This window comes from Mycobacterium parascrofulaceum ATCC BAA-614 (assembly GCF_000164135.1).
GTDB lineage: Bacteria > Actinomycetota > Actinomycetes > Mycobacteriales > Mycobacteriaceae > Mycobacterium > Mycobacterium parascrofulaceum.
The window spans coordinates 223,654-236,196 of sequence record NZ_GG770558.1 but is presented as its reverse complement, the minus strand read 5'-3'; the positions used below and the strand labels follow the sequence as shown (position 1 = coordinate 236,196).

Below are 12,543 nucleotides of genomic sequence, written 5' to 3'. Positions count from 1 at the left end.
GTGCGCGTGTCGGCCCGTCCAACGTCGAGTTATGCCGCCGGCCGGAACACCTTGCCGCGCAATATCACCAGGTCCGGACGGCGCAGCGCGGCCCGGCCCGACCGCGGGTCGTCCGAGTAGCACAGCAGATCGGCGGACGCGCCGTGATCGAGCCCGGGCCGGCCCAGCCAGCGGCGCGCGTCCCAGCACGCCGCGCCCAGCGCGTCGGTCGCGCTCATCCCGATGCGCTGGAGCGCGTCGACCTCGTCGGCGATCCGGCCGGGAGCGACCATGGTGCCCGCGTCGCTTCCGGCGTAGATCGGCACGCCCGCGTCGCGGGCCGCGGCGATCCGCGGCAGTCCGCGCGCGTGCAAGTCACGCATGTGGGCGGCGTAGACCGGATACTTCGCCCCGGCGGCGTCGGCGATGCCGGGAAAATTCTCGACGATGTTGACCAACGTGGGCACCAGGACGGTCCCGTGCTCGACCATCAGCGCGATGTTCTCGTCGGTGAGCCCGGTGCCGTGTTCGATGCAGTCGATGCCGGCGTTGATCAGGCCGGGCAGTGCGTCCTCACTGAAGACGTGGGCCGTGACGCGGGCGCCGTGGGCGTGCGCCGTCTCGATGGCGGCCTTGAGCACGTCGTCTGACCACAGCGGTGCCAGGTCGCCGACCGAACGGTCGATCCAGTCGCCGACGAGCTTGATCCAGCCGTCCCCGCGCTGTGCCTCCTCGGCCACCGCCTCGGGCAGTTGCCACTCGTCTTCCAGCTCCCGCGAAAAGCCCGCCGCATAGCGTTTGGGCCGGGCGAGGTGTTTTCCGGCGCGGATGATGCGCGGCAGGTCGTCGCGGTCGTCGAGGCTGCGGGTGTCGGTGGGTGAGCCGCAGTCGCGCAACAGCAGCGCGCCGACGTCGCGTTCGATTTCGGCCTGGGCGATCGCGTCGTCGAGCGGGATCTCCCCGTGATCACCGAGGCCGACGTGACAGTGTGCGTCCACCAGGCCGGGCAGGATCCAGCCGCCGTCAAAGACGGTGTCGGCCCCCGTGACCGGTTCGGTGCTGATGCGCCCGTCGACGATCCACAACTCGGTGCGGGTCTCGTCGGGCAGCCCGACACCTCGCACGTGCATGCGCACAGCGCGGCTAATTCCGATGGTGACGACCCGCGTCGCCCGGTCCCCCGCAAGCGGGTGGTCCCCCCACCGCCGCGCTCGCGATCGTCACGACTTCTTGCCCGGGTTGCCGGGGAACTTGAGCTTGGACAGGTCGAAGTCGGCCAGCCCGGGCGGCAGCTCGTTGAGCCCTTCGGGCATGTGCGACAGGTCGGGGAAGCCCGCCGGCATGCCCGGCATGCCCTGCATGAGCGGGTTCCTGGCCTTCGGCGGTGTCGGTCCCCGCCCGCCCTTCTTCCCCTTCTTACCCTTGGCGCCCTTGGCCTTTCGCGTCGCCGACTTGCGGCCCATGCCGGGGATGCCCATGCCGCCGAGCATCGACGACATCATCTTGCGGGCCTCGAAGAAGCGGTCGACCAGCTGGTTGACTTCGGACACCGTGACGCCGGACCCGTTGGCGATGCGCAGCCGCCGGGAGGCGTTGATGATCTTCGGGTCGGCCCGCTCCTGCGGCGTCATGCCGCGGATGATCGCCTGCAGGCGGTCGAGTTGCCTGTCGTCGACCTGGGCCAGCGCGTCCTTCATCTGCCCCGCGCCGGGCAGCATGCCCAGCAGGTTGCCGATCGGGCCCATCCTGCGGATGGCGAGCATCTGCTCCAGGAAGTCTTCCAGCGTCAGCTCGCCGGTGCCGATCTTGGCGGCGGCGGCCTCGGCCTGCTCGGCGTCGAAGACCTGCTCGGCCTGTTCGATCAGGCTGAGCACGTCGCCCATGCCCAGGATGCGGCTGGCCATCCGGTCGGGGTGGAAGACGTCGAAGTCCTCCAGCTTCTCGCCGGTGGACGCGAAAAGGATTGGGACGCCGGTGACCTCGCGGACCGACAGCGCGGCGCCACCGCGGGCGTCGCCGTCCAGCTTGGTCAGCACCACCCCGGTGAAGCCGACGCCCTCGCGGAACGCCTCGGCGGTGGTCACCGCGTCCTGGCCGATCATCGCGTCCAGCACGAACAGGACTTCGTCGGGATCGACCGCGTCGCGGATGGCCGCGGCCTGCGCCATCAACTCGTCGTCGATGCCCAGGCGCCCGGCGGTGTCGACGATCACGACGTCGTGGTGCTTGGCCCGGGCTTCGGCGAGACCCGCCGCGGCCACCGCGACCGGGTCGCCCGGCCCCGATTCGGGGGACTCGCCGGGATGGGGGGCGAACACCGGCACGCCGGCGCGCTCGCCGACCACTTGCAGCTGGTTCACGGCGGCCGGCCGCTGCAGGTCGCACGCCACCAGCAGCGGGGTGTGCCCCTGGCCGCGCAGCCAGGCGGCCAGCTTGCCGGCCAGCGACGTCTTACCGGAACCCTGCAGACCGGCGAGCATCACCACGGTCGGCGGCGTCTTGGCGAAGGCCAGCTGGCGCGTCTCGCCGCCCAGGATGCCGATGAGTTCCTCGTTGACGATCTTGACGACCTGTTGCGCCGGGTTGAGCGCGCCGGACACCTCGGCGCCTTTGGCGCGGTCCTTGATGCGGGTGACGAACGCGCGCACCACGGGCAACGACACGTCGGCTTCCAGCAGCGCCAGCCGGATCTCGCGGGTGGTGGCCTCGATGTCGGCGTCGGTCAGTCGACCCTTGCCGCGTAGTCCCTGAAGGGCACCGGTCAGCCGGTCGGACAGCGATTCAAACACCCCGCCAGCCTAGTGGTTGTGCCGGTCCGGCACGCCCCGGGCGCCGGCGGCCACGACACATAACTGGCTGCGACGACACGCCGAGCCGGGTCGCAATGGTTTATGTCTGGCGAGCGGGCGGTCCCATAATTTCGGCCCGGCGCGGGCGAACGCGCTATTGAATGGTCCCATGCTCGAGGTGATCGACCGGGGGTCCTGCAGCCGGGAGCACCCGGTGCCGCTGCTCTTCGTGCACGGCGGCTGGCACGGCGCGTGGTGCTGGGAGCACTTCCTGGACTTCTTCGCCGACGCCGGCTACCGCGCGGTCGCCGTGAGCCTGCGCGGACACGGCCGCAGCCCGACGGCCAAGCCGCTGCACAAGGTGTCCATCGCCGACTACATCGACGACGTCCGCTCGGTGGCCGACGCACTCGGCGGCGCGCCGGTGCTGATCGGCCATTCGCTCGGCGGCTTCGTCATCCAGCGCTACCTCGAAGAGCGGAGCGCCGCGGCGGCGGTGCTGGTGGGATCCGTGCCGCCGCAGGGTGTGCTCAGGTTGGCCGTGCGCGTGTGGCGCCGCCGGCCGTCGATGACCATGGAAGCGTGGAACGACCCCACGCTGCTGAAGTTCCTCGCCACCCCGGCGCTGGCCCGCGAGTACCTGTTCTGCGCCGACACGCCCGAGGCCATCGTCGAATCCTGTAGGCAACGCGCCGGGGCCGAAAGCGTCCGCGCCGCCATGACCGATCCGATGGTCCGCCGCGTCAGGACCCGGCGAGTCACCACGCCGATCCTGGTCCTGGGCGCCGAGTACGACGGTTTCGTCAGCGTCGGCGACGTGCGTGCCACGGCGCGCGCCTACCGGACCGAACCGGAATTCTTCGCGATGGGCCACAACATGATGCTGGAGCCGGGCTGGCCCGACGTCGCCGAACGCATTCACGACTGGCTTTCGGCCCGCGACCCGGCAAGCCGGGCGGGGTAACCCGTTCGAGTCGTTACTGCGCCGAAAAGCGTTGGCGTGCTACATTTCACGTCCGCCACTTAACCGAGCTGTCCGCGTCGAAAACTGCACTACGGGGGGAAATGTCCGTGCAACCGGTCGATCGCACGGAGGCCTCCGTCGACGACGGCGGCGGCCGGGCGCTGCGGGGCTGGCAGCGCCGGGCGCTGGTGAAATACCTCGCCGGCCAGCCGCGCGATTTCCTGGCCGTCGCGACCCCGGGATCCGGGAAGACGACGTTCGCCCTGCGGGTGGCGGCCGAGCTGCTGAGCCAGCGCGCCGTCGAGCAGATCACGGTCGTGGTGCCCACCGAGCATCTCAAGGTGCAGTGGGCGCTGGCAGCCGCGCGGCACGGCATCGCGCTGGACCCGAGGTTCTCCAACTCCAATGCCCACACGTCGGGCGAGTACCACGGCGTGATGGTCACCTACGCGCAGGTGGCCGCGCATCCGACGCTGCACCGGGTGCGCACCGAGCAGCGCAAGACGCTGGTGGTGTTCGACGAGATCCATCACGGCGGTGACGCCAAGACGTGGGGTGACGCCATCCGCGAGGCCTTCGGCGACGCCACGCGCCGGCTCGCCCTGACGGGCACCCCGTTCCGCAGCGACGACAGCCCCATCCCGTTCGTGGCCTACGAGGCGGGCGCCGACGGGGTACGCCGCTCGCAGGCCGACCACACCTATGGCTATGCCGAGGCCCTCGCCGACGGCGTGGTCCGCCCGGTGGTGTTCCTGGCCTACTCCGGGGAGGCGCGCTGGCGGGACAGCGCCGGCGAGGAACACGCCGCCCGGCTGGGTGAACCGCTGACCGCCGAGCAGACGGCGCGGGCCTGGCGGACGGCGCTCGACCCCGCCGGCGAATGGATGCCCGCGGTGATCGCGGCCGCCGACGAGCGGCTGCGCCAGAAGCGCGCGCATGTGCCCGACGCCGGCGGCATGATCATCGCCTCCGACCGCACCGCGGCCCGCGCCTACGCCACCCTGCTGACCAGGCTGACCGGCGAGGCGCCCACGGTGGTGCTGTCCGACGATCCCGGATCGTCCGCGCGCATCAGCGAATTCGCCGCCGGCACCAGCCGGTGGCTGGTCGCGGTGCGGATGGTCTCCGAGGGCGTCGACGTGCCCCGGCTGGCGGTCGGCATCTACGCCACCAGCGCCTCCACCCCACTGTTCTTCGCCCAGGCGATCGGCCGGTTCGTGCGGTCGCGCCGGCCGGGTGAGACGGCGAGCGTCTTCCTGCCGTCGGTGCCCAACCTGCTGCAGCTCGCCAGCGAGCTGGAGGCCCAGCGCAATCACGTGCTCGGGGAGCCGCACCGCCCGGCCGAGGACCCGCTGGACGGTGATCCCGCCGTCAGGACACAGACCGAGAAGGCCGACACCGACACGGGGTTCACGGCGCTGGGCGCCGACGCGGAGCTGGATCAGGTCATCTTCGACGGGTCGTCGTTCGGCACCGCCGCCCCGGCCGGCAGCGACGAGGAGGCCGACTACCTCGGCATCCCCGGCCTGCTCGACGCCGAGCAGATGCGCGCGCTGCTGCACCGCCGCCAGGACGAGCAGCTCCAGCGGCGGGCCGCCCAGGCGGTGCCGGCCGCGGTCTCCGCGCCGCCGTCGATGCACGGCCAGCTGCGCGAGCTGCGCCGCGAGCTCAACTCGCTGGTGTCGGCCACCCACCACCGCACCGGCAAGCCGCACGGCTGGATCCACAGCGAGCTTCGCCGCCGGTGCGGGGGCCCGCCGATCGCCGCCGCGAGCCGCGAGCAGATCCAGGCCCGCATCGAGGCGCTGCGGCGGCTCAACGCCGAACACTCCTGAGGACCGCTAGTCGCCGACGGGCTCCTCGAGCACCTCGACCGCGGGGCCGCCCAGCACGGCCAGCAGGCTCTGCTCGATCGCGGCCCGCGCGTCGGGCTCGGTGCCGGGCGGGACCGTCACGCAGAACACGTCGGCCGCCGTCGAGCCGAACGTGTTGACCTTGGCCCAGGCGATGTCCGCGTCCGCGCGTTCGAGCGCGCTGGTCAGCAGGGCGAGCAGGCCAAGGCGGTCCATGGCGCGGACTTCGAAGATCAGCTGCCCGGCGGTCGCGGGGTCCAGCCACAGGATGCGCGGCGGGGCGGTCGACCGGGTGACGGGCACCCCGGCCTGAATCTCGCCGGCCCGCGCCGTCGCGGCGCTCACGGCGTCGCTGTCGCGCCGCTCCAGCGTCCCGAGGATGTCGAGGTCGCCGGCGAGCGCGCCGTTGAATTGTTGGCGCAGCAAGCCCGATTCGGGCGGCGAGCCGAACACCGGCGACACGACGAACTCGACGATGGCGACGCCCTCGTGAATGTTGGCCAACGCCGAATGGATGCGCAACGAGTTCAAGGCCAGCACCGCCGCGGCCTTCGACACCAGCCCCCGCTGGTCCGGCGCGAGCATCACCGCCGTCAACCGCTCGCGGTCACCGGGCTTGATCTCCACATAGACCCCGCGGTCGGCCGCCAACGAAAGATAATGCGGGGCAATGGGTTCCGCTTCCGGAAGCGGCTCGCCGGCCATCACCAGCCGGCACCGGCGGACCAGGTCCTCGATCAGGGAAGCCTTCCAGTCGCTCCAGACCCCGGGCCCGGTGGCCTTCGAGTCCGCCTCGGCGAGCGCGTGCAGCAGTTCGAGCAATTGCGCGTCGCCGTGCAGGGCGTCGGCCACCGACTCGATGGTCTTGGGGTCGTTGAGGTCACTGCGGGTGGCCGTTATCGGTAGCAGCAGGTGGTGGCGGACCATGCCCGCGAGCGTCTCGGTGTCCTGGGCCGACAGCCCGAGCCGGTCGCCGATCGGGACCGTCAATTCCGCGCCCAGCACGCAATGGTCCGTGCCGCGCCCCTTGCCGATGTCGTGCAGCAGCGCACCGAGCGCGAGCAGGTCGGAGCGCGCCACGCGCGTGGTGAGCGGGGCGGCGTTGACGGCGGTTTCGACGATGTGACGGTCGACGGTCCACTTGTGCGAGACGTCGCGTGGCGGAAGGTCGCGCACCGCGTCCCATTCCGGGAACAGCCGGCCCCACAGCCCGGTGCGGTCCAGCGATTCGATCGTGTTCACCGCGGTGGGCCCGGCCAGCAGCACGACCAGCAGGTCGTCCAGCGCCTCCCGCGGCCACGGCGACGGCAGGTCGGGGGCGCTGTCGGCCAGCCGTTTGAGCGTGCCGGCACCGATGGGCAGGCCGGTGTTCGCCGAGGCGGCGGCGACGCGCAGCACCAAGCCCGGGTCGGTCTGGGGCCGGGCGTCGCGGGCGAGCACCACCTCGCCGTCGTACTCGACGACGCCCTCGTCCAGCGGTCGCCGCCTCGGGCGCCGCACCAGGGCGGAAAGGCCGCGCCGGGGCAGCGCGTTCTGCGCGGTCCGCAGCCCGGTCTCGGCGTGGTAGGCGATGGTGCGGCTGACGCTGGACAGCACGCGGGACAGGGCAAATCGGTCGCCGACGCCCAACGCGGCGCTGACGTCGTCGGCGAACTGCGCCAGCAGTTGATCCAGCCCGCGTTTGGAGACCCGGTGCAGTTCGGTGCGGACATCCAGCAGCGTCAGGTACGCGGCGTCCAGCGATCCCCCGGGGGCGTCCGGATGGCCCATGCCGCGGCGGTCGATGAGCTGCGCGAGGCCCAGCGCGTCAAGCAGTTGGACGTCGCGCAGGCCGCCGCGCCCCGACTTCAGGTCCGGCTCGGCCCGCTGCGCGATCCGCCAACACCGTTGCCAGCGTTCGTATGTCATCGCGACGAGTTCGTCCATGCGGGACCGGATCGCGCTGCGCCACTGCCGGCGCGCCCCGTCGATCAGTTCGGCCGACAGCCGCTCGTCGCCGGCGATGTGGCGTGCGTCCAGCATGCCCAGCGCGGCCACCAAGTCGCTGTTGGCGACGCCCAGCGCGCCGGACACCGTGCGCACGCTGTGGTCGAGCCGGACGTTAGCGTCCCACAACGGATACCAGAGCCCGTCGGCGGTGCGCTGCAGTACGTCGTCGGACTTGTTGTCGTGCAACAGCATCAGGTCGAGATCGGAGTACGGCAGCAACTCGCGGCGGCCCAGGCCGCCGACTCCCACGACCGCGAAGCCGCTGCCGTCGGTGACGCCGATCTCGCCGGCCTTGGCGACCAACCAGGATTCGTGCAGCTCCAGCCAGGCTTTTCGCAACTCCGCCGCGCCGAGATGACCCCCGTCGGCCAGCAGCTGGCGCCGGGCGGCGGCCAAATCGGTTGCCCCGCCTGCGCTTCCCGCTCCCGCTGCAAATGACCCGGACGGGTCGGGTGGGTTTGTCATCCCCTCCCGGCCCGTCCGGCCCGGTTCAGCAATGTGCGGCTAGCGGTCAGAGGGCATCGGTTCCGCGTTCACCGGTGCGCACCCGCACAATGGTTTCCACGGGGGTGACCCAGACCTTGCCGTCACCGATCTTGCCGGTGCGCGCCGCGCGGACGATGCTGTCCACGACCTTGTCCACGACGGAATCGTCGACCACGACCTCGATCCGCACCTTCGGCACGAAATCCACCGAGTACTCCGCACCCCGGTAAACCTCGGTGTGGCCCTTCTGCCGCCCGTACCCTTGGATCTCGCTGACCGTCATCCCCAGGACACCCGCGTCCTCGAGGCTGGTCTTCACGTCGTCGAGGGTGAACGGCTTCACGATTGCGGTGACTAGCTTCATGCCTGCTCTGCCTCCACTTTGTCGCCCACTCGATCTCCCTCCAGGCCGTTGCGGTCATCCACGGGAATCCGCGCCGCCGCCGGAGCGAGAACGGATCCTTGCCCACCGATCGTTCCGAAATCGTAACCGCTCTCCGCGTGCTCGGACTCGTCGATGCCGGTTGATTCCTCCTCGACGCCGACACGCAGACCGATGGTGTACTTGAGGATCAGGGCCAAGATCAGCGTGACGATGCCCGAATAGAACAGCACGGCGAAGGCGCCGACGGCCTGCCGTTCCAGCTGGGCCCAGCCGCCGCCGTAGAACAATCCCTTGGACACCCCGGCCACGCCGTTGATCGCCGGCGACTCCGGCGCGGCGAGCAGGCCGACCAGCAGCGTGCCCGCCAGACCGCCGACCAGGTGCACACCGACCACGTCGAGCGAGTCGTCAAAGCCGAGCTTGAACTTGAGCCCGACCGCGAGCGCGCACACCACCCCGGCCACCGCCCCGACGACCAGGGCGCCCAACACGTTGACCGACGAGCACGACGGGGTGATGGCCACCAGCCCGGCGACGATGCCCGACGCCGCTCCCAGCGTGGTGGCCTTGCCGTCGCGGATGCGCTCGGTGGCCAGCCAGGCCAGCATGGCCGCGGCCGTCGCGATCGTGGTGGTCACGAACGTCGTCCCGGCCGAACCGTTCGAGCTGGTGGCCGAACCGGCGTTGAAGCCGTACCAGCCGAACCACAGCAGGCCCGCGCCGAGCATCACGAACGGCAAGTTGTGCGGGCGGAACAGCGTCGTGGGCCAGCCTCTGCGCCTGCCCAGGACGATCGCCAACGCCAGCCCCGCCACACCGGCGTTGATGTGCACCGCGGTGCCACCGGCGAAGTCGATCGCGTGCAGCTTGTTGGCGATCCAGCCGCCGTGCTCGGCGACGGAACCGTCGAAAGCGAAGACCCAGTGCGCGATCGGGAAGTAGACCAGCGTCGCCCACAGCCCGGCGAACACCAGCCACGCGCTGAACTTCAACCGGTCGGACACCGCACCCGAGATCAGCGCCACCGTGATGATCGCGAACATCAACTGGAACGCCACGAACACCGTCGCCGGCATGCCGCCGACGAGCGGGATGTCGGTGGCGGCGGTGCCGGCGCTCGGATCGGCCTTCACCGCGTTCCCACCGATGAGGCCCTTCAGGCCCCAGAATTCGGCCGGGTCACCGGCGACGTTGCCTTTGTCGTCGCCGAAGGCCATCGAATAGCCGTAGAGCACCCACAACACGGTGACCACGCCCATCGCGCTGATGCTCATCATGATCATGTTGAGCACGCTTCTGGCGCGCACCATGCCGCCGTAGAAAAACGCCAGCCCCGGCGTCATCAGCAGCACCAGCGCGGAACTCGCCAACATCCAGGCGGTGTCGCCGGTATCGGGCTGGCCCATTATCGGGAAACTCACTCGCTATCACCTCCGGTCGGCCCTGTACTGGCCGTCAGACACATGCCTGATGACCTGATCCAGAACCATGCGCAATGGTTGTTTCCGCAGTGGAGCAAGCGTGTTTCGCGCGGATTAACGTCGCGCGCGGCGCGTAAGGCTTTCAGCCCAGCAGGGCGTCGACGAAGGCAGCCGGCTCGAACGGCGCCAGGTCGTCGGGACCTTCCCCGAGCCCGACCAGTTTCACGGGCACCCCGAGTTCCTGTTGGACGCGGAATACGATGCCGCCCTTGGCCGTACCGTCCAACTTGGTCAGCACGGCGCCGGTGATCTCGACGACCTCGGCGAACACCCGCGCCTGGGCCAGCCCGTTCTGCCCGATGGTGGCATCGAGCACCAGCAGCACCTCGTCAACGGCTGCGCGCCGTGTTACCACGCGCTTGACCTTGTCGAGCTCGTCCATCAGCCCGACCTTGGTGTGCAGCCGGCCGGCGGTGTCGATGAGCACCACGTCGGCACCCGACGCGATGCCCTTGTCGACGGCGTCGAAGGCGACCGATGCGGGATCGGCGCCTTCGGCCCCGCGCACCACTTCCGCGCCCACCCGCGACGCCCACGTCTGCAGCTGGTCGGCCGCGGCGGCGCGGAAGGTGTCGGCGGCGCCGAGCACGACGCGACGCCCGTCGGCCACCAACACTCGCGCCAGCTTGCCGACGGTGGTCGTCTTTCCCGTGCCGTTCACGCCGACCACCAGCAGCACCGACGGGTGATCGTCGTGCGGCAGGGCGCGGATGGAGCGATCCATGTCGGGGTGCAACTCCCGGATCAGCACGTCGCGCAGGATGGCCTTCGCGTCGGCCTCGGTGCGCACGGCGCCGCCGGCCAGGCGGCCGCGCAGCTGCGACATCACCGACTCGGTGACCACCGGGCCGAGGTCGGCGACCAGCAGGGTGTCCTCGACGTCCTGCCAGGCGTCTTCGTCGAGGTCCCCGCCGCCGATCAGGCCCAGCACGCTGCGCCCGATCGCGTTCTGCGAGCGGGCCAGCCGCCCGCGGAGTCGCTCCAGGCGCCCCTCGGGTGGCGCGATGGGCTCGATCTCGGGGGCCGCGGGGGCGGGCGGGGCCACCGGCGCCTCGGGGGCCGGCGGGGCGGCCGGGGGCGGGGCAAGAGTTTCCGGTTCGGGGAGCTCGACCTCGGAGATGGTGCGCCGCGGCGCGTCGCGCGGAATCGTGGCGTCGTCGCCGACGGCGGGCAGGCCGGTCGTGTCGAGCCGATCGGCCGGCGCGCTCTGGCTGAAGGTGATCCCGGCCGACGCGGTGTAGCCACCCGACCGGTCGATCGCGCCGGGCTCCGGCTTGGCGGTGAAGCTGATCCGCCGGCGGCGGTACCGCACCAGGCCCAGGACCAGCGCCGCGACGAGAAGCAGGACAGCGACGACCGCGATGGCGATCCAAAGACCTTGCGACACGCTGACATTGTTTCAAGCGGTCCGACGCTCGGGGGGCATCGGGTGTGCGTCCTGGGCGCCGAGTGTGATTCCCGGGCGGAAGGATCGCCGAAATCCCGTCGTCAGTTCACGCTGAACGCCGTCACTTCACCCTCGAGCATTCCCGACCGTTGTCGGGCGCCTAGGAGGAGCTGGAGACCAGCTGCTCCACCTGCTGCCCGCGCATCCGCTGCGAGATCACCGCGGTGATGCCGTCGCCCTGCATCGTCACGCCGTACAGCGCGTCGGCGACCTCCATCGTCGGCTTCTGGTGGGTGATGATGATCAGCTGCGAGCGGGCCCGCAGCAGCTCGAACAGGCTGATCAGGCGGCGCAGGTTGGTGTCGTCGAGCGCGGCCTCCACCTCGTCCATGATGTAGAACGGCGACGGCCGGGCGCGGAAGATGGCCACCAGCATCGCCACCGCGGTCAGCGCCTTCTCGCCGCCGGACAGCAGCGACAGCCGGGTGATCTTCTTGCCGGGCGGGCGCGCCTCCACCTCGATGCCGGTGGTGAGCATGTCGTCGGGGTCGGTCAGCCGCAGCCGGCCCTCGCCGCCCGGGAACAGCACGGTGAAGACCTCCCGGAATTCGCGTTCCACGTCGACGAAGGCGTCGCTGAACACCTGCAGGATGCGGGCGTCGACGTCGGCGACGACGTCGAGCAGGTCCTTGCGGGCCGCCTTGACGTCCTCGAGTTGAGTGGACAGGAAGTTGTAGCGCTCCTCCAGCGCGGCGAACTCCTCGAGCGCCAGCGGGTTGACCCGGCCCAGCTCGGCGAGCTCCCGCTCGGCGCGTTTGGCCCGCCGCTCCTGGGTGGCCCGGTCGTACGGCATCGGCGCGGGCGCGACGACCTGCTCGCCGCGCTCGCGCGCCTGCTCGAACTCGGCCATCTCGAGCTCGGTGGGCGGCAGCGCCACGTCCGGCCCGTATTCGGCGATCAGGTCCGACGGCGCCATCCCGAACTGCTCGAGCACCATCTGCTCGAGCTGCTCGATGCGCATCGCCGCCTGCGCGTTGGCCACCTCGTCGCGGTGCAGCGAGTCGGTGAGGGTGGCCACCCGGGCGCTGAGCGCGTTCACCTCGTCGCGCACGGCCGCCATCGCCGTCGCACGTTGCTGGCGTTCGGCCGTCAGCGCGTCGCGGATCTTCGACGCCGCCGCGACCACCCCGTCCAACCGCTGCGCCAGCAACCGCCCGGCGTCGGCCACCG

At 70.9% G+C, this 12,543-nt stretch carries 9 protein-coding genes; 2 read left to right on the top strand and 7 right to left on the bottom strand.

Going from position 1 to position 12,543, the window contains the following annotated elements; genetic code table 11:
- Positions 1-29: 29 nt before the first annotated feature.
- Both HMPREF0591_RS24425 and ffh read right to left on the bottom strand, forming a co-directional pair.
- Complete coding sequence (locus HMPREF0591_RS24425; protein WP_085981721.1) at positions 30-1,109, bottom strand: metal-dependent hydrolase family protein; 1,080 nt, start codon at positions 1,107-1,109, stop codon at positions 30-32.
- A gap of 90 nt (positions 1,110-1,199) precedes the next feature.
- On the bottom strand, positions 1,200-2,768 hold the full coding sequence (ffh, locus tag HMPREF0591_RS24420; RefSeq protein ID WP_007171376.1) for a signal recognition particle protein: 1,569 nt from the start codon (positions 2,766-2,768) through the stop codon (positions 1,200-1,202).
- Between the two features lie 169 nt (positions 2,769-2,937).
- Between ffh and HMPREF0591_RS24415 the strand changes: the two genes are divergently transcribed.
- Together HMPREF0591_RS24415 and HMPREF0591_RS24410 are read left to right on the top strand one after the other, a co-directional pair.
- Positions 2,938-3,732: an alpha/beta hydrolase gene (locus HMPREF0591_RS24415; protein ID WP_007171375.1), complete on the top strand. Its 795-nt coding sequence runs from the start codon at positions 2,938-2,940 to the stop codon at positions 3,730-3,732.
- Between the two features lie 101 nt (positions 3,733-3,833).
- Positions 3,834-5,567, top strand: coding sequence for a DEAD/DEAH box helicase (locus HMPREF0591_RS24410; protein ID WP_007171374.1), 1,734 nt, complete (start codon positions 3,834-3,836; stop codon positions 5,565-5,567).
- A gap of 6 nt (positions 5,568-5,573) precedes the next feature.
- Here HMPREF0591_RS24410 and HMPREF0591_RS24405 read toward each other — a convergent pair whose 3' ends face one another.
- From HMPREF0591_RS24405 to HMPREF0591_RS24385, 5 genes are all read right to left on the bottom strand, one after another.
- Positions 5,574-8,039 carry a [protein-PII] uridylyltransferase gene (locus HMPREF0591_RS24405; protein WP_083212267.1) on the bottom strand — a complete coding sequence of 822 codons (2,466 nt, stop codon included), beginning with the start codon at positions 8,037-8,039 and terminating at the stop codon, positions 5,574-5,576.
- Between the two features lie 46 nt (positions 8,040-8,085).
- Entirely contained in the window at positions 8,086-8,424 is a 339-nt protein-coding gene (gene glnB, locus HMPREF0591_RS24400) for a nitrogen regulatory protein P-II (RefSeq protein WP_007171372.1), read from the bottom strand.
- Positions 8,421-9,851 (bottom strand): ammonium transporter, encoded by a 1,431-nt coding sequence (locus HMPREF0591_RS24395; RefSeq protein ID WP_040623848.1) that lies wholly within the window; start codon positions 9,849-9,851, stop codon positions 8,421-8,423. The genes glnB and HMPREF0591_RS24395 overlap by 4 nt, the downstream gene beginning before the upstream one ends.
- A gap of 157 nt (positions 9,852-10,008) precedes the next feature.
- On the bottom strand, positions 10,009-11,313 hold the full coding sequence (ftsY, locus tag HMPREF0591_RS24390; protein ID WP_007171370.1) for a signal recognition particle-docking protein FtsY: 1,305 nt from the start codon (positions 11,311-11,313) through the stop codon (positions 10,009-10,011).
- 160 nt (positions 11,314-11,473) lie between these two features.
- Positions 11,474-12,543, bottom strand: a 1,070-nt coding sequence (locus HMPREF0591_RS24385; protein WP_040623846.1) for an AAA family ATPase, incomplete at its 5' end; no start/stop codon positions are given.

Coding starts and splice junctions, on each gene's coding strand:
- HMPREF0591_RS24425 (WP_085981721.1), bottom strand. CDS start 1,109: ATGCACGTGCGAGGTGTCGGGCTGCCCGACGAGACCCGCACCGAGTTG.
- HMPREF0591_RS24415 (WP_007171375.1), top strand. CDS start 2,938: ATGCTCGAGGTGATCGACCGGGGGTCCTGCAGCCGGGAGCACCCGGTG.
- HMPREF0591_RS24410 (WP_007171374.1), top strand. CDS start 3,834: ATGTCCGTGCAACCGGTCGATCGCACGGAGGCCTCCGTCGACGACGGC.
- HMPREF0591_RS24405 (WP_083212267.1), bottom strand. CDS start 8,039: ATGACAAACCCACCCGACCCGTCCGGGTCATTTGCAGCGGGAGCGGGA.
- glnB (WP_007171372.1), bottom strand. CDS start 8,424: ATGAAGCTAGTCACCGCAATCGTGAAGCCGTTCACCCTCGACGACGTG.
- HMPREF0591_RS24395 (WP_040623848.1), bottom strand. CDS start 9,851: ATGGGCCAGCCCGATACCGGCGACACCGCCTGGATGTTGGCGAGTTCC.